Below are 23,233 nucleotides of genomic sequence, written 5' to 3'. Positions count from 1 at the left end.
AGGAGAAATTTCATGGTTTATCGTATTTTCCAAGCCTACTTAGATGATGAAAATAGCATCACTATCGAATTGGAAAAGTCCTTTGACGCTTATTCTATCCACTTCACTCTAGAGGACAAGCATAGCTCCAGTCCTTTGACCATCAAAAAAATTGAGAATCAAGAACATCAGATTATCTATACTCTTTCAGCCAATGATCCGATTGATTTGACCGAGTCCTACACAGTCTATGATCAGGATCGCAATCACACCATTCTCCAGTATCGCCACATTGTCCAGAAACCAATTTTTGATGAATTATTTAGCTACCAAGGAAGAGATTTGGGTGCTAGCTATAGTCCTCAGGCAACAGATTTCAAACTTTGGGCTCCTATTTCAGAAAAAGTCTTGCTGCATCTGGAAGAGCAGATTATTCCTCTCCAAAGGCAAGATAGGGGCGTCTGGCATACGCAGGTCCTTGGGGACTTAGAAGGCAAGGCCTACTATTATATCCACAAGGTGAATGGAAAATGGATAGAGGTACATGACCCCTACGCCCTCTCTTCAGATGCCAACTCTGGCCATAGTTATGTCATTGACCGCAAAAAGATTAGCAAACCTATTCAGCGCGCTGCCAGCCAAGTAAAACCAACAGAAGCCGTTATCTATGAAATGAGCGTGCGTGATTTCTCCATGCAAAAGGAAGCTGGTTTTTCACAGCCTGGTAAATTCGCTTCTCTATCCGAATCTCCAACCGTACACGGTCATACTTTTGGTCTCAAATACTTGCAAGATTTAGGCATTACACACGTTCAGCTTATGCCTGTCTATGACTTTGGTAGCGTTGACGAAAAACACCCCGAACTCGTTTATAATTGGGGCTATGATCCCGTCCAGTATAATGTTACTGAAGGTGGCTTGTCAAGCGACCCACACAATCCCTATAGCCGTATCTTTGAACTACAAGACGCGATTGCAGCCTACCACAAGGCTGATATGAGCGTCATCATGGATGTTGTCTATAATCACGTCTATGAAGCAGATAACTATGCTTTTGAAAAGATTGTGCCAGGCTACTTCTATCGTCTCGATGAGCAAGGCCTACGGACAAATGGCACCTTCTGCGGAAATGATGTAGCCAGCGAAAAAGCTATGGTGCGCCATTATATCCAACAATCCGTCCAGCAATGGGTTAGCCTCTACGGCTTTGACGGTTTCCGCTTTGACTTGATGGGCATTCTCGACATAACCACCATGAAGCAAATCGCTCAAGAACTAAAAGCTATCCATCCCAACATCTACCTTTACGGAGAAGGTTGGCAGATGCCTACTGGTCTTGATAGTGACCTTCTGGCTCATCAGTTCAACGCTGAACAACTACCTGCGTATGGATTCTTCAGCGATCATTTCCGTGATACGATCAAGCAAACCATCGTCCAAGGTAGCCGACTGGACAAAGAGCATGCAACCAGCTGGCTAGAAAATGTCCTGACAGCCAATGTCGGCCTGACAGGAGAGCCTCATTTCCTAGCGCCTCATCAGGCGATCAACTATGTAGAATGCCATGACAACGCAACGGTATTTGATTATTTTGATATTCAAAATCCAAATATCAGCCTCCGCCAGCGCTTAGCCAACTCTCGTCTAGCACTGCACATCGTCCTCTTAGCACAAGGGGTTCCTTTCCTCCACAGCGGCCAGGAATTTTATCGGACCAAGAATCTGATTGACAACACCTACAATCTGCCTGATGAGATCAACAAGCTAGACTGGCTGCGCTCTCTTCACTATACAGAAGACATTGAATTTTTGAAGCAACTCATTGCCTTTAGAAAGGCTCACCCACTTCTGACTCTGGCAACTAGCTCTGCTATCCAAAAAGCTTGTCAGGTCAAATGGCTCAGCCCTAGCCTCGTTGAATATAAGATTCAAAAAGATAAGCAAGCGCTGACCATCTTGATTAACTTTGGTACTGAAGCAGCGACTTATGAAAATAAAACCAAGCAAAGCATCCATCTTCAGTATCCGCACATTAACGCTAAAAAACCAATCGCCCCGCTAGCAGACTCTTATACAGTTCCTGCTAAGCAAGTCTTGGTTCTGAAATAAAGTAAAAATATAAAAAGGAACAGGTTCTTTTGGGATGGAAAGACATCCAGCTGAACTTGTTCCTTTTTTATGTATAAATGGAAGCATTGCGTTTGAGTAAGATCCGCTAACAATGTCGATAATCGAGACTACTCTTCTACAAATCTTCCTAAAATATGTACGTTGTCAGATACGGAGACAAAGGCTGTCGGATCTGTCTGCTTCATGATGTATTTAAATTCGCTAAACTCAGCACGCGTAATGACTGTAATCAGCACCGCCTTTTGCTCGTGATTGTAAGTTCCCTCCGCTCCATTGATAATGGTCGCACCGCGGTGGAGCTTGTGGTGAATCTTGTTAATCACCTCGTCAGGATGACTGGTGATAATCATGGCCTGCATCCGCTTTTGCTTGGTAAAGACAGCGTCCGTTACACGGCTGGATACAAAGATGGTAATCATTGAGTAGAGAGCGTATTCCCAACCAAAGGTCAGACCGGCAATCAGCATAATAATACCATTGACAATCAGGGAGATACTGCCTACATTACGGCCTGTTTTCTTGCGAATGGTCAAGCTAACAATATCTGTCCCTCCACTTGAAATACTTGACTTGAGGGCAAAGCCGATCCCTGTCCCCATGACAACTCCCCCAAACAAGGCATTGATAATGGGATTGGTCGTCAATGTCACTTCTGGCACAAAATGGATAAAAAGCGAGCTCATCGAAACAGTGATAAACGTAAAAACAGTAAATTTATGCCCGATTTGGTACCAAGCCAAAATCATCAGTGGAATATTGATCGCATAAAAAGTAATGGAAACTGGAATGGTAAAGCCGATAAAGCGACCACTCAAAGCCGAGACAATCTGCGCCAAGCCCGTTGCACCACTTGAGTAGACATGGCCCGGCTGAAAGAAGAAATTAACCGCTACTGCTGAGAGAAATCCATATACCAGAGAGGCCGAAAATTTCTCATCATATTTTTCACGCGAAATACTTTTCAGAACTTCTAGCAACTTGACATGATAGGCAAAGCGATGAAGATAATAGCGAAAAAGTTTCCGCAAACTAGTCTTTTTCATGTGATTCTATTTGTAAACTTAATTCCTCTAATTGTGCAGGAGCAACCAAGCTTGGTGCTTGCGTCATTGGGTCAGAAGCCTTGTTGTTCTTAGGGAAAGCAATGACTTCACGGATATTTTCTTCACCAGCCAAAAGCATAACGAAGCGATCGAGACCCAAAGCCAGACCTCCATGTGGTGGGAAACCATAATCCATAGCTTCTAGAAGGAAGCCGAACTGGTCTTGCGCTTCTTCAGTTGAAAAGCCTAAAGCCTTAAACATACGTTCCTGCAGTTCTTTTTGGTTGATCCGTAGGCTACCACCACCTAGTTCATAGCCATTGAGTACGATATCATAGGCAACCGCACGAACCTTGCTTAGGTCTCCTTCCAGCTCCTGCTCAGAATCTTTTTGAGGCAGGGTGAATGGATGGTGAGCACTCATATAGCGGCCTTCTTCTTCAGACCACTCAAACATTGGCCAATCTACTACCCACAAGTAGTTAAACTTAGCAGGGTCAATCAAACCTAATTCCTTGCCTAGGCGGACACGAAGAGCCCCTAGAGCTGCGTTGGCAACATCCAAAGTATCTGCCACAAAGAGAACCAAGTCGTTTTCTTCTAATTGTAAAGCAGTTGTCAACTCACTTGACAGGTCTGTCAAGAACTTAGCAACAGGACCAGCTAGTTCTCCACCAGCAAATTTGATCCAAGCAAGTCCCTTTGCTCCATGCTGCTTAGCTTGCTCTGTCAGCTTATCAATGTCTTTACGCGAGTATTTGTCAGCAGCATTTTTCACTACAATCGCCTTGACAGCCGGTGCCTCAGAAAAGACTTTGAAGTCAACACCCTTGACAAGCTCTGTCAAGTCCTGCAATAACATGTCAAAGCGAGTATCTGGCTTGTCGCTACCATAGAGAGCCATGGCATCGTCATATTTCATACGCGGGAAAGGTAAGGTCACTTCAATTCCCTTGGTTTCCTTCATGACACGGGCAATCAAACCTTCTGTGATGTCTTGGATTTCTTGCTCAGATAGGAAAGAAGTTTCCAAGTCCACCTGTGTAAACTCTGGTTGACGGTCTCCACGTAAGTCCTCGTCTCGGAAACATTTGACAATCTGATAATAACGGTCAAAACCAGCATTCATCAAAAGCTGCTTGGTAATCTGTGGACTTTGAGGCAAGGCATAGAAATGACCTTGGTTAACCCGGCTCGGTACCAAATAGTCACGCGCTCCTTCAGGCGTTGACTTGGTCAAAAACGGTGTCTCTACATCGATAAACTCCAGCTCATCCAAATAATTGCGGATGGAATGAGTCACTTTGGCACGCAACTTGAGATTTTCTAGCATTTCTGGACGACGCAGATCCAAATAACGGTAGCGCAAGCGCGTATCATCATTGGCTTCAATCCCATCCTTAATCTCAAAAGGAGTTGTTTTAGCAGTATTCAATACCGTCAGACTGTCCACGTGAAGCTCTACACTTCCTGTAGCCAGCTTGTCATTGGCCTGCTCACGCGCGGCTACCTTACCAGTCACTTCAATGACAAACTCGCTGCGCAGACTCTCAGCTGTCTTCATGACCTCATCTGAAACACTCTCAGGATTAATAACTAGCTGCATAATCCCTTCACGGTCACGCAGATCAATAAAAATCAAGCCTCCCAAATCGCGACGGCGGGCAACCCAACCTTTCAAAGTAATTTCCTGATCGACATGCTCACTACGAACACGTCCCGCATACATTGAACGTTTCATCTTTACTCTCCAAAATTTTAATTCTGTTACTATTTTACCACAAAGAGCCTAGGAAAGCCCCCCTACCTGTCCTTTTTCTGAAAAAAATTAAAAACCTTCATTTACATTGCCCACTTTTATAAAAAAGCCTGGAGCCAATATCCCCAGACCTGCTAATGCTATATAGATTATTCCTTTTTCTTCCCATCCTCATAAAGACTGGGAGCCAGCGTTTTTGTCACCATGGCTGTCAAGAAGCGAAAGGCTCCAGCTGCCAGACCAAAAATCGGCGCCAAAGCACGGAAGAAAAAATCCCCTCGCATAAAATAACAGAGCAGACCCGTTATCACAAATAAGGCCACTCCCTGCACTACAACCACTAATAATATTTTCTTCATCATTCCCTCGACTTTCTATAGACTATTATAGCATAGACGAGATACAAACGATACTTATATCAACAATTTCTTCGATCGTAGTCCCCTATCTTTCACCAAACCATAAAATCCAACATACACTTCCTCTTCATAGAGTCAGCATAAATCCGCGCCGTACGGAACCTCAAAAATTTCCAGCATAACTGGGGCAATCTTACTATATTATTGCTCCTAAGATTATGCTTTAATTTTACAACTCAAACCTTAAAACGAATAACAGCAATGCAGTCCTAATAATTAATATCTATAATTTCAAGTATTTAGATAAAAATAAATACATTTTTGTATAAATACTAATAATCTACAGATAATTTAAAGCCTAATTGTAATTTGATTTACTGGATTCAGCTTAGTTTTTCAGCTTTAATAAATTGGTTATTTAAATCTAAAAATATATTAACAACCTAATTTTTCGAGAACAGCCTGATAGTTTTCTTGAACTTGATCCAGTCCAACCACCACTTCTTGACGAGTTTCATTATTCTTCACAGTGACTTGGCCGCTTTCGATTTCACTTTCGCCTAAAGTAATGATGGTCTTGGCTCCAAAAGCATCTGCTGACTTAAACTGTGCCTTGAGCTTGCGATCCAAATAGTCTCGCTCGGCCGCAAATCCTTGATTGCGGAGGGCTTGCACTAATTCCAAAGCGCTGCGATTGGCAGCTTCACCTAGAACGGCAATATAGGCATCCAAGCCTGTCTCAAGCGGCAGAGTTGCTCCCTGTTTTTCTAAAACCAAGAGGAGACGCTCCATTCCCATACCAAAACCAAAGGCAGGGGTTTCTGGTCCACCGAAGTAGTCAACCAGACCATCATAGCGACCGCCCGCACAGATAGTCAGTTCACTGCCTGCCACATCAGTCGTAAACTCAAAAATCGTGTGATTGTAGTAGTCCAGACCGCGCACCATATTGGTGTTAATGACATAGGGAACGTCCAAAGACTCTAGCATTGACCGGACAGCCGCAAAATGCTCCTGACTCTCCTCATCCAAAAAGTCCAAAATCGAAGGTGCCTGCGCAACGGCTGCCTTATCTTCTTTTTCCTTCGAATCCAGCACCCGCAGCGGATTTTCCTCCAAACGACGCTGACTATCCCTAGAAAGACTGTCTTTCAGCGGAGTCAAATAATCAATCAAGGCCTGACGATAGGCAGCTCGACTTGCTGCATTGCCCAAACTATTCAGCTGCAGCGTCACCTGTCCAATTCCAATTTCCTTGAAAAACTGAGCAGCCATAGCAATCGTTTCTGCATCTGTCGCTGGATTTTCAGAGCCAAAGCACTCCACTCCGATTTGGTGAAATTCGCGCAAGCGACCAGCCTGAGGCCGCTCATAGCGGAACATAGAGCCCATATAATAAAGCTTAACTGGCTTTTGAACCTCTGGCGCAAAGAGCTTGTTTTCGACATAAGAACGAACGACTGGCGCAGTTCCTTCTGGCCGTAGCGTAATATGACGGTCCCCTTTATCGTAGAAATCATACATTTCCTTGGTCACGATGTCTGTCGTATCTCCAACAGAACGACTGATGACCTCATAGTGCTCAAAAATCGGTGTCCGAATTTCCGCATAGTTGTATTTTTTAAACGTCTTACGAGCAAACTCCTCCAGATACTGCCATTTAGCAGATTCCTGAGGGAGAATATCCTGAGTTCCTTTAGGTTTTTGTAATTTCATTTTCTAATCCTCTGCAACTATATAATATCTATTATTTTACCATAAATCAGATGTTTTGAGGAGTTAGAGCAGAAAAATTCCCTCCGAGAGACTAAATCCGTTTTCATTCGCCAGAATTTCTTGAAAAATTGTCAGAATTATGAGAAAATAAGACCACCATTCTATAGAAAAAGAAGGACCGAAGATGAGAGACGATATCAAAATCAATGACCGAGCAGCAGCTATCCAAGAAGAATTAATTAAAAAACTTGAAACGATTTACGATCCAGAAGTCGAGCTTGATGTCTACAATCTCGGGCTCATCTATGAAATCAATCTTGATGAAACTGGCCACTGCAAGATTGTCATGACCTTCACAGACACAGCCTGCGACTGTACCGAGACCGTTCCCATTGAAATCGTCGAGTCCCTGAAGCAAATCGAGGGCATCGAAACTGTCTCCGTTGAAGTCACTTGGTCGCCCGCGTGGAAAATCACGCGCATCAGTCGCTTTGGACGGATTGCGTTAGGGATTAGTCCTAGATAAAAAGATGCCTAGTTCATCTGCATTAAATAAAATAGCAAACCCGCTAGAAAAACTAGCGGGTTCTTTTGTCATATATAGGCTATTTCTTCCCTGTTTCTTCTGGCTTCCAGAAGTCGGTAACAGCACCTTTAGCAGCAGAGGATACCATATGGGCATATTTACCAAGTACCCCGCGGCTATAAAGCGGTGGAATAGTTGTTTCTGCTTTGCGTTTTTCAAGTTCTTCTTCAGAAACTGCCATGGAAATTTCCTTGGTATCTTGGTCAACCGTGACCATATCGCCTGTGCGAAGGTAGGCAATCGGGCCACCATCCTGAGCTTCTGGAGCAATGTGTCCGACAACGAGACCGTAGGTACCACCTGAGAAGCGACCGTCTGTCAAGAGTGCCACCTTATCTCCTTGACCTTTCCCTACGATGATAGAAGAAAGTGACAGCATTTCTGGCATACCAGGGCCACCCTTTGGACCAACGTAGCGAACCACGACTACATCGCCATCGACTACTTCATCGGCCAGCACTGCATCAATAGCAGCTTCTTCTGAGTCAAAGACCTTAGCAGGCCCGACGTGGCGGCGCACTTTAACACCTGATACCTTGGCAACCGCGCCGTCTGGAGCTAGATTACCATGCAGGATAATCAATGGACCGTCCGCACGTTTTGGATTTTCAAGCGGCATGATGACCTTCTGACCTGGCGTCAAGTCAGCAAAGTCAGCCAAGTTTTCCGCCACCGTCTTACCTGTACAAGTGATGCGATCACCGTGCAAGAAGCCGTTCGCCAAAAGATATTTCATAACGGCAGGCACACCACCGACATTGTATAGGTCTTGGAAGACATACTGGCCGGATGGTTTCAAATCCGCCAAATGCGGCACGCGCTCTTGAATGACATTGAAATCATCCAAGGTCAGCTCCACATTGGCCGCATGGGCAATGGCCAACAAGTGCAGAGTAGCATTGGTAGAGCCGCCCAAAGCCATGGTCACTGTGATCGCATCTTCAAAGGCTTCGCGAGTCAGAATGTCAGACGGCTTGAGCCCCATTTCCAGCATCCGGACAACAGCTCGGCCAGCTTCCACGATATCATCCTTCTTATCTTGAGATTCTGCTGGGTGAGAAGAAGAACCTGGCAAGCTCATACCTAGAACTTCAATAGCTGTCGCCATAGTATTTGCCGTATACATACCGCCACAGCCACCAGGGCCAGGGCAGGCATTACACTCGATGCGGCGCACTTCCTCAGCAGTCAAATCACCATGGTTCCACTTCCCGATGCCTTCAAAGACTGAAACCAAGTCAATGTCTTTTCCGTCAAGATTTCCCGGTGCAATAGTTCCACCATAAGCAAAAATGGCTGGAATATCCATGTTGGCAATGGCAATCATAGAGCCAGGCATATTCTTATCACAGCCGCCGATAGCGACGAAGGCATCCACATTATGTCCGCCCATGGCAGCTTCGATAGAGTCTGCGATGATGTCGCGTGAAGTCAGAGAGAAGCGCATGCCCGGTGTTCCCATGGCAATCCCGTCTGCTACAGTAATCGTACCGAACTGAACAGGCCAAGCCCCCTGTTCTTTTACTCCTTCCTTGGCTAGTTTACCAAAATCATGCAAGTGAATATTACAAGGCGTATTTTCAGCCCAAGTCGAAATCACTCCGACAATCGGAGTCTCAAAGTCCTTGTCCGTCATCCCTGTTGCACGAAGCATGGCGCGGTTAGGAGATTTGACCATACTATCATAAATCTTACTTCTGTGGCGTGTATCTAGCTTATCTGTCATGTCTTTCCCTTTCATTGTAGTCATCTTTGTGCTTTATTATACCACACTTATGCTCTGTTGGACAGAAGAAAATTTTTAAATTTTCAGAATATTGGAATAATAATCTAAAATATAGATGCAACGGCTAAAAAGCCCTACTATTATCCAAAAGAAAATCAAAAATTTCTGTCAAGTAACTTTACTTTACAAAAAAGTTTTGTTATACTGTTAAAGTTGATGAAAATCATGAGATTGCATCGAATTACATTCTAAAAGGAGAAACAAACAATGGCAGTACCTGCACGTCGCACTTCAAAAGCGAAGAAAAACAAACGTCGTACACACTACAAAGTAACAGCTCCATCTGTAAACTTTGACGAAACTACTGGGGATTACTCACGTTCTCACCGCGTATCACTTAAAGGATACTACAAAGGACGTAAAATCGCTAAAGCTGCTGCAGCTGAATAATAGAAGGGAGATACCATGCGCGTAAATATTACACTTGAACACAAAGAATCTGGTGAACGCTTGTACCTTACTTCTAAAAACAAACGTAACACTCCAGACCGTCTTCAATTGAAGAAATACTCACCAAAACTTCGCAAACACGTTGTGTTTACAGAGGTTAAATAAAAGTTTAATTAGTAAAAACAGTTTAAAATCAATGGTTTTCGCCATTGATTTTTCTTTTTGGAAACAATTTGGCAACAAAAAAGACAATAACAAATATTATCTTCACTTTTCATACATGAATTATTATCTATATTTTCTTTTAAATCAACGGTTTTTAAGCAACATTAGAACACTAACATTTGTTAGTGTCTAATGTGATAAACTTCCTGAAATTAAATTTTGGGTATTGATATCAAAGGAGGAGTAATCGTAGGCACGCCCAAGTTTGACTTACCTAACACATTTTTGAATGTCCTGCTAAACTATCTACTTTAGTTTTTTAAGTTATCCGTAGAATATAAAAATCTTCCTACATCTAGTAAGAAGATTCATATGTATTTTTCTATTTTTTAGTTCCATAAACACGACACGGAGCTCCAGATAGGCTTTGTAAAATTGGATATTCGTTTTCATTCATAGTTTTATAAGAATCTAATTCTTCTTTCGATATTTCTTTTACTCCTCTTAAAGCAAACCAAGTATAACCTTGATCTATTTCTTGGGAAGGATTCCACTGATATGGAAGTTTATATATAGGATCTGGGTACTTACAAGGATAAGAGCCATAATCATCTAATTCTGCAAATAAGGCTTTTGAACCATCTTTCAAAGTAAGGATAATATTATCAATATCTTTACGTTTTTTCCCAACTTTTGTATTATTTTGTGTTGGTACAGTGAATAGTACTCGATTATCATTGCTCTTTGCATGAAACAAGTGTGCATCAAGAACATCATCTGCTGACATTTCTCCGCGACTACCTAGGCGATATACTATTGTTATTACTTCTGTCATCTTCCTGCCTCCTTTATTAAAAAATAGTTCTCAAAAAACTATCTTATAAAGATTATATCACATTTTACAGTCTTCAAATTTATGTTTGTTCAAATAATCATAGCTTAGTAGGTTGAATTTATATCAAAAACAATTGTATATAGTTCCTCTCTAAACCAAAAATCTATCTGAAGTTTTTATAATATGTGCTGTTTCTTGGACGTCCAAGTCATCTGTATACAGCAAATGATTTTTCTCAATATTTTTAGTTAAAAACTCATTTCTTGACTGGATAGATAAATCGCCCGTTCTTTCAATTTCTTCTCTAGAAGAATCTCGGTCTCTAAGCGTTTCTTCTTCTGCCAGCAATACACAGTATTTTAAGTTTATCTGTCTTGTCTTTAAGAACTCTGCAATTTTCTTCAGTTGTTCCTCAAATATGACGTATTCTATGATGACTGTAATGCCTCGGGCTATGAAATTATCGGTCAGACTGATGACATTATCCCAGAATAAATCCATGTAGTAGCCACCATCTTCCCAAGGAGCTACTAGGCCACTTTTAATCATCAAGTAGATCATGTCGCCTTCTATCACCGCACTTTTGTCAAAAGAGTAGGCTAATTCTTTGCTGACTGTGCTTTTTCCAACGCCTGGAGGCCCAGAAACAATATAAACACAATTTTCCAACCTAATACCTCTATCAATTCTAACGATTCTGAGAATAACTGCTCATATTATAGCATTTCTAAAATATTATTTCTATCGACTTCAAATCCTTCAAAAAAGAGAGCAAAGATGGATAAAATTCGGCGAAAAACTCTTATAAAATTCCAAGAAAACCCTTACTTTTGAAAATCTTCATTTTAATGCAATAAATTTTGACAGATGCTCTACTAGCCTTTATAATAGTATTATTACTAAAATTAGGGAGAGTATGTCCATGCCAAATAATGATGAGAACAAAGGTATGTTTCGTAATTTTTTAGGTGGCTTTAAGCGTCTTATAAAAGGAGAAGAGGACGAATCATCCACTTCTGCGGTCAATAACAACGAAGGAAGTAACCCACAAGTCAATGTGAACCCAGAAGATAGAGAAAATTTCCTCATTGAGAAAGCTTTGGAGTCGATCCAATACTACGACCGCTTGGATGTTATGAATATCGGTGGAGAAGAAGTAGACGAATCTCCAGCTGTAGAAAGTGAAGCTAGTCTGGAGCAAGAAAAAATGGCAGCGAAAAGCCAGGCAGCTAGCACTACAGAATCTGCTGAGACAAGTATTTCTTCAGATTCTATGAAAAAGAGGGGCTTGAAGAGCACTGCTGATTCAATATCTCTATCATTAAGTATAGAAAGTAAAAAGGCATCTCGTAGTTTGGAAGTAACCGAATCACAGACACACAGTTTGGAAGTTGGGCAATCTGACAGCAAAGAAACGGATACTTCTGCTAGCTTGTCAATTGCGCAAAGTTATGCCTTCGAGCAATCAATCCTTGAAGAAAATAGAGCGTCACTGAGCTTATCAATTTTTGAGTCAGTATCTCAAAGCATGGCCGCTGAAGAGTCTCTCAGTGCGGACAACGAGGCGTCTACTAGCTTGTCCGTGGCGGAATCTGTATCGCAAAGCATGGCCGCTGAAGAGTCTCTCAGTGCGGACAACGAAGCATCGCTGAGCTTATCTGCTGCTGAGTCTGTGGCGCAAAGCATTGCCATCCAAAAATCAATCAGCGCAGAAATCGAAGCGTCTACCAGCTTATCTGTAGCAGAGTCTGTTTCGCAAAGTATTGCTATCCAAGAATCAATCAGCGCGGAATTCGAAGCATCTACCAGCTTGTCCGTGGCGGAGTCTGTGGCGCAAAGCATTGCCATCCAAAAATCAATCAGCGCTGAATTGGAAGCTTCTACCAGCTTGTCCGTAGCCGAGTCTATTTCTCAGAACGTTGCCATCCAAGAATCTATCAGCGCGGAATTGGAAGCATCGCTAAGCTTGTCTGTAGCAGAGTCCGTTTCTCAAAGTATCGCGATTCAAGAATCGATCAGCGCGGAAATCCAAGCGTCTAAGAGCCTGTCTGTGGCGGAATCGGTGTCACAAAGCATTGCGATCCAAGAATCTATCAGCGCAGAAATCGAAGCGTCGCTAAGCTTATCTGCTGCTGAGTCTATTTCTCAAAGCATTGCCATCCAAGAATCGATCAGCGCAGAAATCGAAGCATCGCTAAGCCTATCTGCTGCTGAGTCTATTTCTCAAAGCATCGCGATTCAAGAATCAATCAGCGCAGAATTGGAAACGTCGCTGAGCTTGTCCGTGGCGGAATCTGTGTCGCAAAGCATTGCAATTCAAGAATCGATCAGCGCGGAATTGGAAGCATCTACTAGCCTATCTGTAGCAGAGTCCGTTTCGCAAAGCATTGCAGTCCAAGAATCCATCAGCGCGGAAATCGAAGCATCTACCAGCTTGTCCGTGGCGGAGTCTGTGTCTCAAAGCATTGCCATCCAAGAATCGATCAGCGCGGAAATCGAAGCATCTACCAGCTTGTCTGTCGAGGAATCCCAAGTCTTAGATAGAGCTATTGAACAGTCTATTATGACGGAAAACGAAGTGTCTACGAGCTTATCTATCGTAGAGTCTGAAGCACTAAGTAAAGCGATCGAGTTATCAATTAGTGCAGAAAATGCAGCGTCTATCAGCCTGTCTGTAGCGGAATCCCAAGCCTTAAGTCGGGCAATTGAACAATCTATTAGCGCGGAGAACGAGGCATCACTAAGCCTATCTGTTACTGAAAATGAAATTCAAAGCATCGCTATTGAACAGTCTATCAGCCTAGAAAATGAAGTATCTACTAACCTGTCTATGGCGGAATCCGAAGCGAAAAGCGTGGCCGTAGAGCAGTCTATCAGCTTGGAACAAGAACAGTCACGCAGCCTGTCTATCGCGGAATCACAATCACAACATGCGGCGGTGGAACAATCTCGCAATCTGGAACAGGAATATTCATACAGTTTGGCAGCTGCGGAATCTAGAGCAAAAAGAGATACTATTGAGCAGTCTACCAGCTTGGAGCAAGAACAATCATTTAGTTTATCTACTGCAGAATCTAAAATCCTCAGCAGAGCCGTTGAACAATCAATCAGCGTCGAACAGGATAACTCTTTCAGCATTTACCTTGCCCAATCTGAAGCCCAAAGTAAGATTATTGAGCAGTCTATCAGTCTAGAGCAAGAACAGTCACGTAGCCTGTCTGTGGCTGAATCACAATCACAAAGTATCGCTATTGAGCAATCAATGAGCGTGGAAAGAGAGCGTTCAATCAGTCTATCTATCGCTGAGTCGCAATCACAAAGAATGATTATTGAACAATCAATCAGTGCAGAGAGAGCCCATTCGATCAGTCTGTCTGCTGCCGTATATCAATCGCAAAGCATGGCTTCTGAGTTTACTACTGTCACACAGAATCTATCAACCTTGGCCATGATTACTAAGAGACAGAAAAAATAAGCTCAGAACAAGCAGCGAATGAATACTGAAAGGAACTAATATGATTAGAAATATTCTATCAAGTAATGGTAAAAGTCTAGGAATCACCGACATCCTTCCCCGGTATGGTGAAGACTATCGTCTCTCTGTCATGGACGGAACAGTTGACTATCGAACAATCCCCCTAGGAGCCTACGATTTGTTCAAACAAGGCTCCAGCAAACAGGATTATCTGGCAGACATTGAAAAAATTAAAACAATGGGCTTCAATACCTACCAGCTGTCCTTTTCATGGACTCGCCTCTTCCCAACTGGAGAAGAGCGGAGACCCGATGCTAAGGTCCTTGCTTTCTATGAGTCAATTATTGATGCACTGCTAGAAAATGACATCGAACCAATTGTAAGCTTGTCTCATTTCGATTTCCCGCTTCATTTGTATGAAAAATACGGCGCATGGAAAAGTCGGCAAATGATTGCCATGTACGAAAAATATTGCGAAGCCGTTTTGACCCACTTTAAAGAAAAAGTCACTTACTGGATTACCTTTAAAGAAATGAGCGCTCTGTCTTATTTGCCATTCTTAGGCGCTGGGCTACACTTTGACAGCACGGAAAACCAGGAACAACAAATTTGGCTGGCTGCTCACCATCAGCTAATCGCATCCGCAAACGTGGTTAAGCTCGGTCAAACCATCAATCCAACCTTCCAATTTGGTAGCTTGATTACCATCAATAGTGACTCCCACCAAGAAAATCACTCAGCTACTGATGCCTTGGGCCATGAGCTGAACAGACGTAAAAACTACATTTTTACAGATGTGCAGACCAAGGGACACTATCCAAATCACTTCCTTCGCTACATTGAGCGAAATCAGCTGGATCTGGGCATTACAGAAGAGGATGTCTTCGCCTTAAGAGAAGGCATCGTGGACTTCATTGCCTTCTCACATTATGCGGCGGAAAATATCCAAGATTTGTTTACCAACAAATATGTCCGCAAAAATGTAGAAACTTGCCTTGCACAACCTGTCCTTCTTCGGATTGCCATGTCTGAGCTATACGAGCGCTACCACAAGCCTCTGTTGGTCATTGAGACTTGTTCTGAGATCTCTGACCACCCGCAATTAGCTAAGAACATTCAAGACAACGTTCAAGAAATTATTAAATCCGTTGAAATTGACGGGATTGAGCTGCTTGGCTACACACCATTTAGCTGGAGCGATGTAAACATCTAGGATCCAGTCCCAAGTTCAAAACATAGAAAAAATCTCCCTAAGAAAGTGGATAGCTACTTGTGGGGAGATTTTTTGATGTTTTAGGATAGAAATCAAAAACCTAATTTTTTCCTTTACTATCCCTATAAATCCGATAGCTGGTCTCAGCGACAGGCAGGCCGATGATGGTGTGCATATCGCCTGTAATTGAGCGGATAAAGCGAGGATCCAGCTCCTGAAAGCCGTAAGCACCTGCCTTATCCAGCGGACGCTTTTTATGCAGATAGGCCTCAATGACAGCCTCTAATTCTGGGTAATAATCCACAAAGTCCACCTGCGCCACAGTGTAAAAGACTTCTAGAAAACCCTGCATACGTAGGCAGACCGAGGTCACTACATGGTGGCTCTTGCCAAAGTAAGAGCGAAACATCTGGCCGGCTTCAGCTAAATCCTGTGGTTTATTGTAAATCTGACTATCTACCACAACGATAGTGTCAGCCGAAATATAAAGAGTATCGGCTTCCAAGTCCAAATCAGACTTAGCCTTGGAAATCTCACAACAAATCTTGGCTGCCTTGGTCAGAAAGTCCTGATCATCGATGCTTGCCATACAATGCTCTTCAATAGCTCGCTCGTCCACTTCTACAGCCTGAATCTCTGGATTCAAAAAGCTCAACAACTCCTTGCGTCTGGGCGATGTAGACAGCAGGACAAAGCGGCGAATCTCTCCTTTTTCACCTTCCCTTTGGTAGTCAAAAACCGTCTTCATGATTGTCCTCCTATGTCCTTTAATTGAAAGAGTTCTTCCACTCGCAAATCAAAAACCTGAGAGATTTTTAAAGCCATCTCTAGCGAGGGATTGTAGCGATTATTTTCCAAATGCAAGATCGTTTCGCGCCGCATTCCAATGCGGTCAGCTAACTCCTGCTGGGTCATGCCTCTAGATTCGCGGACAGATTTGAGATTGGTGATAATATTGCTTTCCTTGGCCATTTTTAACCTCTCTTTTCAAATAAAAAGAAGACAAATCCAAAGAGTAAAACCAAGACACCAATCATGATGAAGAATATTCCGGCATTGACCGTGATAGATCCTACATTAGCACTAATCCCTGCAAGCACCAGTAAAGTTGCTATGCAGATGACAAACATCAAAGTCGCTGCTCTTGCCAGATTGGCATAAAAGCGCTCATCTGCTCTCTCCTTGACCTTTTTCAAGGCAAAAAATAGAAGAAAGAGAAACTGGATAGCCAGGAGGCCTCCCAAGGCAATATACTTTATAATAGGCGGATTGGTGCTCGGAGTCCACAACCAGATTCCGACAGTATAGATAGAGGTTGCCGTAAGCGTTAGTAGATTATAAAATTTCATGGTCAGATCATAGACCTGCTTTTCTTGAACTTCTTTCATCTTCTTAGGCCATGGTTTCATGTGAAACCAAGACCAGATACTCACGAGCTGACCTAAACTTACTAAACCGACAATCATCCACTTGGCTGGCCAGCTGAGATTGCTGGGAGCAAGGAAAACAGTGAAATCAATAAAGAGAGCGGTGGCAATCATCAAAATGAGGCCACCCATTTTTTGACTTTTTTTCATGATAGACTCCTTTAGTTTGTTAGAAATATTTAACACCTTTATGTTATAAATATATCACACACAAGAATAAAAGACAAGCATTTATGTGCTATTTGAGAATTTTTTTATTTCCGCAAACAAAAGCCCCAGAATTTCTCTGGGGAGCTGGCTTATTCTTTACCAACACAATGTTCTTGGTGCTCTTGCAAGCTTTCATCGGTCTGAATGGTTACTTTGGCAATGCCATAAGCCAGAAGCTTTTGGCGCAGGACAGCCTGCGTTTCAGCCAGCAAATTGGGATTTTCCAGACAGATATGAAGCATGGCATATTTTTCTAAACCATCCGTTGTCCATACATTGAGCTGGGTAATGGCTCGCACATTTTCCAGCACCGCTATTTCCTGATAAAGCTGACTGAGATCCACATCGCTGGGCACATGGTCTAGGAAGATCTGGATATTCTCCCAAAATTTTGGCAGAGCCTTGCTGAGAATAAAGCCTGCGATGACGAGAGAAAGCAGCGGATCCAGGAAATACCAGTTGGTGAAGCGCAGAATAATAGACACTCCGACAACTGCTAGCCAACCCAAGATATCCTCAAGAAAATGCAAGCTAAGAATGGATTCATTGTGACTGTGACCATGGCTGACTACTCGGCTGGCTGCTGTATTGACGACAATGGCGACAATTCCCAAAACCAACATGCCATCATAATTTACCTTCTCAGGAGCGAATAATTTAGGGACATTTTCCACGATTACCAAGGTCGAACCAATCAGCAAAATCACTGAGGTCAAGAGGGCCCCCAGCAGGCTGTAGCGTTTATATCCTAGGGTATAGTTGCGGTCTTCTTTTTTTGTGGAAATCTTCTCAAAAAGAGTCGATAGGCCAATAGCCAAAGCATCTCCTGTGTCGTGAATTGCATCCGCTAAGACAGCGCTAGAATGAAAGAGAAGCCCAAAGATAAATTCAATAATGGCAAAAGAAAAGTTCAAGAGAAAAGCGATTGTCATATTTTTACTGGATTTCATCACAACCTCCTTATATATTTGCTTAAACGGATACAATTTATGGTATAATCTAATCAATACCGAACACTCTGTTCAATTATATTATCCACTATTATCAGAAAGGAAACAAGAGCCAGTTCATGCCCTTTGTCTCTTAGCAGACAAAAAGCTCTTTTTGTACGGAATTTCCATGGATAGACGAGTAAAAAAATCACGCGCAGCCATTTACCAAGCCTTTATCAGCCTGCTCAATCAGAAAAGCTACGAAAGCATCACTGTTCAGGAAATCATTGACCTAGCAGATGTAGGCCGCTCCACCTTCTATAGCCACTTTGAGACCAAGGAAACCCTGCTGGAGGAACTCTGCCAAGATCTCTTTCAGCATACCTTTATCGAGCGATCTGAAGGACGCGATTTGTTTGAAGCGACCGCCCATATTTTCCATCACTTTCGGAAAAATCAGGATCGGATAGCCACCCTTCTCCTAGCTAAAAATACTTATTTCATCAACCGCTTGAAAATCGAGCTAGAGCGCTATCTCTTTCCCATGATTGAGCAGACATTATTGCAGAAAAAAAGCCATCTGCCGGACAACTTTTTAAAAAATTATGTGACATCAACTTTTGTGGATACGGTCAGCTGGTGGTTGCAGCAACGAAATCAGGTTGACGAAGAAACGATTTCTCACTATTTTCTGGACTTGATGGACTAAGCCGCAATTCGCCTATCATTTTCTGAAAAGATATGGTATAATCGTTCCTTGACGTACGAAAGGAGATTGACTATTTATGAAAAAAGAACACTCACCATTTTTAATTCCAGGTATAGTGATGATCGGGATAGCACTACGGGCTCCTTTTACTGTTTTACCTATCGTTCTGACAGATATTGCTGAGGGGCTACAGGTTCCAGTTAGTTCCCTAGGCCTCTTGACCAGTCTGCCTTTGATTATGTTTGCCCTCTGCTCAGTCTTTGCTCCGCGCTTGGCGCAAAAGATGAGCTTGGAAAAACTGTTTGCTCTTGTGTTACTCGTGCTAACTCTAGGCTCGCTGATTCGCGTATTTAATCTTCCCTTACTTTATACGGGAACTATTATTTTAGGAGCGGCTATTGCTATCTTAAACGTCCTTCTTCCGAGCTTGATTCAGGCCAATCAGCCGCATCGTGTCGGTCTTTTGACAACTCTCTATATCACATCGATGGGACTGTCGATCACGATTCTGTCTGCTCTGGCTGTTCCCATCGTTCAAATGAGCTCTTGGCAAGGTCTCATTTGGATATCAACCTTGATTTGCTTTGTGATTCTCCTGGTTTGGCTGCCCAATGTCAAATATAGCCATTGCTTGGCGGCTAAACAGCAAGGAAAGCAAGAGCAAGGAGCTCTTCTAAAAAATCCAAGAGTCTGGGCCTTAATTTTATTTGGTGGCTTACAGTCACTACTCTTTTATACCAGCATGACTTGGTTGCCAACTTTAGGACAACAAGCTGGTCTTTCTACTGATACGACAGGCTTACTAGCAGCCATCTTTTCTCTGATTAGCCTGCCCTTTTCAATGACAATTCCTAGCTTGACAGCGCGCTTGAAAGCTCGTCAACGTCTGGTCATGATTAGCCTGGTTTCTGCGGCAGGTCTGATCGGCATTACCATGCTCTTGATTCGGACAGATTCCTTTGCTTATTGGCTGATTCTTAATCTGCTCATTGGTATGTCTGTCAGCGCCCTCTTCCCCTATCTCATGGTGACCTTCTCCCTCAAGACCTCTACACCTGCGCAAACGGCTCAACTATCTGGACTGGCTCAAACTGGAGGATACATCCTAGCTGCCTTCGGCCCGAGCCTCTTTGGCTACAGTTTTGATTTATTCCATTCTTGGACACCAGCCATCCTCATCCTCCTCGGACTGACCGTCATTATGACTATGAGCCTCTTTTACATAGAAAAATTTGATAAGATTCTATAAAACTTCTGATTCTTCATCAGGAGTTTTTTTACTGCCAAGTTTCTTGTAATTTCCGAAATTCACTTAAAATCATCTTTCCTCATCTTACCTGCTTGATTTTTTTGATTATAACATAACTTTTAAACGACTTTTTTATATTCGACAAAATAACTTACATTTCATTATAAACACTTGCATATACTTAAACAATAGATTATAATGAACTTATAAAGAAGCAGAAAGGATGAGAAAGATGTATCAAGAACAGCGGCTTTCAAAAATGCTGGAACTTTTAGAGGACAAAGGACAACTGGCAGCCAAGGACATGGTAGACTATTTTCAGGTTTCAAAGGACACTATTCGCCGTGATTTCTCAATTTTGAGCGAGCGAAAACTAGTCCAGCGCACCCATGGCGGGATTATTCCTTTGGAAAATAGTCGGCAAATTCCTTCTTTCAACGACCGTGTCGGCCAACTAAACCAAGAAAAAAAGGCCATTGCTCACAAGGCTCTGGACTTTCTCAAACCCAATCAAGTCAATTTCTTTGATGTATCAACGGTGGTTCTCAAGCTGGCTCAGCAAGTTCAGCAACCGATGACGATTTTTTCTCATTCTTTGGATAATGCCATCATGCTGAGTGGTCAAGAGCAGATTGATTTCCATCTTTTAGGTGGAAAGTTCTATCCGAGAAATCGTTTTTACTACGCCCTCAATGAAGCCGAGCTGCTCAGAGATATTTCTTTTGATCTAGCTTTTATCGGAGCTGCAGGGCTGAAAAATGGCCAAATCAGCTTTGAAGATCAGGAAGATGCCTATCTGAAGAAGTTAGCTCTCAAGCAGGCCAAGACAAAGATTCTGCTGGCCGAGCAGGCCAAAGTTAATAAAGAAGTAACCTATATTTTAGGAAATATCAGCGATTTTGACTACTGGGTTACCGATCAAAGACCTAGCTCTGAGCTAGAGGCTCTTCTGGCTGGGAAAGTCACCGTTATTTACTAGCTCGACAAGATTTCATTTTATAGCTTATGGAGGAAGAACCATGACCAAGCAAGATATTCGTTTGATTGTCAGCGACATTGACGGTACAATTCTCGATGACCAGCACCAAGTAGATCCGCAACTGAGGGAGCAGATTCCCTTGCTGAACAAAGAAAACATCCCCTTTGTCCTAGCCTCTGCCCGCTCTCCTCTGGGCATGGAGCCAATTGCTCGTAAGCTGGGGCTGGGTGATAATCCTCTAGCCTGCTACAACGGTGCTCTGGTCATCAAGGGTGATCCACAAGATTACGAGACCATTATCGAGCATCCATTGGATAAAAAAGAAATCCGCACTTTTCTGGAACTGGTAAAAACTAAGTTTCCTAGTGTTTCCATCAATCTCTACTCTGGCAAAGATTGGATTGCTGACCGTTTGGATAGGTGGGTGCAGATTGAAGCTGAGATTACAGGTGAGCAGCCTTTTATTCAAAATGTTCTGCTGCCTGTTCTAGATGTGCTCATTCCAGCCCATAAGTTGCTGTTGATTGATGATGCAGCTGTTATCCAGCAGCTCCATGCCTACTTGCAAACGATGGATTTTCCAAATACAGCCTTCTACCTGTCCAAGGACAACTATTTGGAAGTCACACATAAAGAAGTGTCAAAAGAGCAAGCCCTTCTGGAAGTGGCCAAACACTACCAGATTCCGCTGGAACAGGTCATGACAATTGGAGATAACTTCAATGACCTTCCGATGCTGCGACTGGCTGGTCTGGGAGTTGCCATGGGCAATGCCCCTGAAGCAGTTAAACTCGAGGCAACAGCCATCACTAAAAGCAACAACCAGAACGGTGTCGCAAAAGCTATTGAAAAGTATGTTTTACTATAATGCAAAAAAATGGCTCTATAATTTCTGTAGTGGGTAAACCACTGTAAGAGTTATGAAGCCTCTTTTGTTGTAGAAAAAAAGTCCCATAAGATCTATAATGAAAAGCGACCAAGCCATCATTAGAAAGCCTCTTATGGAACAATTAAATTTTATCACAAACTTACTCGAAATTAAAGACCCTAACATTACGATTTTGGATGTTCTAGATGCTGGAACACACAAGGAAATTATCGCTAAGCTAGATTATCCTGCACCTAAATGCCCTCACTGCCAAGGACAAATGGCTAAATATGACTTCCAGAAAGAATCGAAAATTCCTTACCTAGAATGTGCGGGATACAAAACGCTGATTCGGTTGAGAAAACGGCGATTCCGCTGTCAGGATTGCAGAAAAATGGCTGTCGCAGAAACTTCCTTAGTCAAGAAGAATCACCAAATTGCAACCATCGTTAACCAGAAAATCGCTCAAAAATTGATCGAGAAAGTCTCTATGACGGCCACCTCAGAGAGTCTATCTGTATCTACTTCGACAGTCATTCGTAAATTGAAAGAATTCAAGTTCAAGACTAATTTCAACTGGCTTCCAGAACACATGTCTTGGGAATGAAACAGTCTGAGGATAGACTGTTTCAGCTGGCTTCAAGAAAGGTAAGATGAGCTTCACTGCACAGGATTTTGATTTAAGAAAGATTATAGCTATCCTAAATGGGCGGACACAAGGGACGATTCGCAATCATTTCTTTCGTTATTCTAGACAAGTGAGAAGTCGAGTCAAAATCATTACCATGGACATGTTTAGCCCCTATTACGATATTGCCAGAAATCTATTTCCATGCTCTAAAATCATCCTCGATCGCTTTCACATTGTACAACATCTCAGCCGTGCTATGACTCGTGTTCGTGTTCAAATCATGAAGCAGTTGGATCGAAAATCGTACGAATATAAGGCGCTGAAACGTTACTGGAAACTCATCCAACAAGATAGTCGCAAACTAAGTCATAAACGCTTTTATCGTCCGACTTTTCGTACGCATTGACCAACAAAGAGATTCTGGAAAAGCTGCTCTCTTACTATCAAGAACTTAGAGAACATTATGAAATCAACCAACTCTTGCTTTTTCATTTTCAAGAGAAACAATCTGAATATTTCTTTAGACTCATTGAAGACACAATTTCTTGTGTAAATCCTATCTTTCAAACTGTTTTTAAGACCTTTTTGAAAGAGAAAGATAAAATTATCAACGCACTGGAACTCCCCTACTCAAATGCAAAATTGGAGGCTACCAACAACCTCATCAAAGTCATCAAGCGCAACGCTTTTGGCTTTCGGAACTTTGACAATTTTAGAACTAGAATCCTCATCGCTTTGGATATCAAAAAGGAGAGGACCAATTTGGTCCTCTCCAGGTTGTAACTTTTCAAC

General features: G+C 42.6%; 21 protein-coding genes and 1 pseudogene. 11 read left to right on the top strand and 11 right to left on the bottom strand.

What is annotated here, in order from left to right; all coding sequences use genetic code 11:
• Window positions 1–12 precede the first annotated feature (12 nt).
• The gene (gene pulA / locus O3651_RS04145) at window positions 13–2,088 is read left to right on the top strand and encodes a type I pullulanase (protein ID WP_371609655.1); all 2,076 of its coding nucleotides are present in this window, start codon (window positions 13–15) and stop codon (window positions 2,086–2,088) included.
• A gap of 128 nt (window positions 2,089–2,216) precedes the next feature.
• On the opposite strand, the gene O3651_RS04140 is transcribed toward pulA, so the two are convergent.
• From O3651_RS04140 to hisS, 4 genes are all read right to left on the bottom strand, one after another.
• Window positions 2,217–3,152 (bottom strand): YitT family protein, encoded by a 936-nt coding sequence (locus O3651_RS04140; protein ID WP_149517650.1) that lies wholly within the window; start codon window positions 3,150–3,152, stop codon window positions 2,217–2,219.
• Window positions 3,139–4,893 (bottom strand): aspartate--tRNA ligase, encoded by a 1,755-nt coding sequence (aspS, locus tag O3651_RS04135; RefSeq protein WP_371609654.1) that lies wholly within the window; start codon window positions 4,891–4,893, stop codon window positions 3,139–3,141. Before aspS ends, O3651_RS04140 begins: the two co-directional genes overlap by 14 nt.
• A 167-nt stretch (window positions 4,894–5,060) precedes the next feature.
• Window positions 5,061–5,273 (bottom strand): hypothetical protein, encoded by a 213-nt coding sequence (locus O3651_RS04130; protein WP_005591462.1) that lies wholly within the window; start codon window positions 5,271–5,273, stop codon window positions 5,061–5,063.
• A gap of 432 nt (window positions 5,274–5,705) precedes the next feature.
• Window positions 5,706–6,986 (bottom strand): histidine--tRNA ligase, encoded by a 1,281-nt coding sequence (gene hisS, locus O3651_RS04125; protein ID WP_371609653.1) that lies wholly within the window; start codon window positions 6,984–6,986, stop codon window positions 5,706–5,708.
• Between the two features lie 184 nt (window positions 6,987–7,170).
• On the opposite strand from hisS, the gene O3651_RS04120 reads away from it, so the two are divergent.
• Entirely contained in the window at window positions 7,171–7,512 is a 342-nt protein-coding gene (locus O3651_RS04120; protein ID WP_005591447.1) for a metal-sulfur cluster assembly factor, read from the top strand.
• Window positions 7,513–7,591: 79 nt separating this feature from the next.
• On the opposite strand, the gene ilvD is transcribed toward O3651_RS04120, so the two are convergent.
• Complete coding sequence (gene ilvD, locus O3651_RS04115; RefSeq protein ID WP_371259085.1) at window positions 7,592–9,313, bottom strand: dihydroxy-acid dehydratase; 1,722 nt, start codon at window positions 9,311–9,313, stop codon at window positions 7,592–7,594.
• Between the two features lie 252 nt (window positions 9,314–9,565).
• Between ilvD and rpmF the strand changes: the two genes are divergently transcribed.
• Complete coding sequence (rpmF, locus tag O3651_RS04110) at window positions 9,566–9,748, top strand: 50S ribosomal protein L32 (protein ID WP_000290416.1); 183 nt, start codon at window positions 9,566–9,568, stop codon at window positions 9,746–9,748.
• Between the two features lie 15 nt (window positions 9,749–9,763).
• Window positions 9,764–9,913, top strand: coding sequence for a 50S ribosomal protein L33 (gene rpmG / locus O3651_RS04105; protein ID WP_001265622.1), 150 nt, complete (start codon window positions 9,764–9,766; stop codon window positions 9,911–9,913).
• Window positions 9,914–10,295: 382 nt separating this feature from the next.
• Here the strand turns inward: rpmG and O3651_RS04100 are convergent, their stop codons facing one another.
• A complete protein-coding gene (locus tag O3651_RS04100; RefSeq protein WP_311164890.1) occupies window positions 10,296–10,748 on the bottom strand; it encodes a hypothetical protein in 453 nt (150 codons plus the stop codon).
• A 150-nt stretch (window positions 10,749–10,898) separates the two neighbouring features.
• Window positions 10,899–11,417, bottom strand: coding sequence for an AAA family ATPase (locus O3651_RS04095; protein ID WP_311164891.1), 519 nt, complete (start codon window positions 11,415–11,417; stop codon window positions 10,899–10,901).
• A 280-nt stretch (window positions 11,418–11,697) separates the two neighbouring features.
• On the opposite strand from O3651_RS04095, the gene O3651_RS04090 reads away from it, so the two are divergent.
• Window positions 11,698–14,223 (top strand): hypothetical protein, encoded by a 2,526-nt coding sequence (locus O3651_RS04090; RefSeq protein ID WP_371609652.1) that lies wholly within the window; start codon window positions 11,698–11,700, stop codon window positions 14,221–14,223.
• A 40-nt stretch (window positions 14,224–14,263) separates the two neighbouring features.
• A complete protein-coding gene (locus O3651_RS04085) occupies window positions 14,264–15,436 on the top strand; it encodes a family 1 glycosylhydrolase (RefSeq protein WP_371609651.1) in 1,173 nt (390 codons plus the stop codon).
• A 100-nt stretch (window positions 15,437–15,536) separates the two neighbouring features.
• Here the strand turns inward: O3651_RS04085 and O3651_RS04080 are convergent, their stop codons facing one another.
• The 4 genes from O3651_RS04080 to O3651_RS04065 form a co-directional block, all read right to left on the bottom strand.
• The gene (locus tag O3651_RS04080; protein ID WP_371609650.1) at window positions 15,537–16,184 is read right to left on the bottom strand and encodes a nucleoside triphosphate pyrophosphatase; all 648 of its coding nucleotides are present in this window, start codon (window positions 16,182–16,184) and stop codon (window positions 15,537–15,539) included.
• A complete protein-coding gene (locus O3651_RS04075; protein ID WP_247950930.1) occupies window positions 16,181–16,408 on the bottom strand; it encodes a helix-turn-helix transcriptional regulator in 228 nt (75 codons plus the stop codon). Before O3651_RS04075 ends, O3651_RS04080 begins: the two co-directional genes overlap by 4 nt.
• 2 nt (window positions 16,409–16,410) lie before the next feature.
• Window positions 16,411–17,013, bottom strand: a complete 603-nt coding sequence (locus O3651_RS04070) for a DUF3796 domain-containing protein (protein WP_247950929.1) — start codon at window positions 17,011–17,013, stop codon at window positions 16,411–16,413.
• Window positions 17,014–17,162: 149 nt separating this feature from the next.
• Window positions 17,163–18,023 (bottom strand): cation diffusion facilitator family transporter, encoded by an 861-nt coding sequence (locus O3651_RS04065; RefSeq protein ID WP_371609649.1) that lies wholly within the window; start codon window positions 18,021–18,023, stop codon window positions 17,163–17,165.
• A 169-nt stretch (window positions 18,024–18,192) separates the two neighbouring features.
• On the opposite strand from O3651_RS04065, the gene O3651_RS04060 reads away from it, so the two are divergent.
• The 5 genes and pseudogenes from O3651_RS04060 (at window position 18,193) to O3651_RS04040 (ending at window position 23,224) form a co-directional block, all read left to right on the top strand.
• A complete protein-coding gene (locus O3651_RS04060; RefSeq protein ID WP_371609648.1) occupies window positions 18,193–18,714 on the top strand; it encodes a TetR/AcrR family transcriptional regulator in 522 nt (173 codons plus the stop codon).
• 76 nt (window positions 18,715–18,790) lie between these two features.
• Window positions 18,791–19,963, top strand: a complete 1,173-nt coding sequence (locus O3651_RS04055; RefSeq protein ID WP_371609647.1) for a CynX/NimT family MFS transporter — start codon at window positions 18,791–18,793, stop codon at window positions 19,961–19,963.
• Window positions 19,964–20,195: 232 nt separating this feature from the next.
• Entirely contained in the window at window positions 20,196–20,942 is a 747-nt protein-coding gene (locus O3651_RS04050) for a DeoR/GlpR family DNA-binding transcription regulator (protein ID WP_371609646.1), read from the top strand.
• A 40-nt stretch (window positions 20,943–20,982) separates the two neighbouring features.
• Window positions 20,983–21,810, top strand: a complete 828-nt coding sequence (locus O3651_RS04045) for a Cof-type HAD-IIB family hydrolase (protein ID WP_371609645.1) — start codon at window positions 20,983–20,985, stop codon at window positions 21,808–21,810.
• A gap of 133 nt (window positions 21,811–21,943) precedes the next feature.
• A pseudogene (locus tag O3651_RS04040) lies at window positions 21,944–23,224 on the top strand (ISL3 family transposase).
• Window positions 23,225–23,233 lie beyond the last annotated feature (9 nt).

This window comes from Streptococcus sp. 27098_8_73, from assembly GCF_041432495.1.
In the GTDB taxonomy this organism is placed as follows: Bacteria; Bacillota; Bacilli; order Lactobacillales; family Streptococcaceae; genus Streptococcus.
The sequence above is the reverse complement of the archived record's forward strand: the minus strand, read 5'-3'. Positions and strand labels throughout refer to the sequence as shown.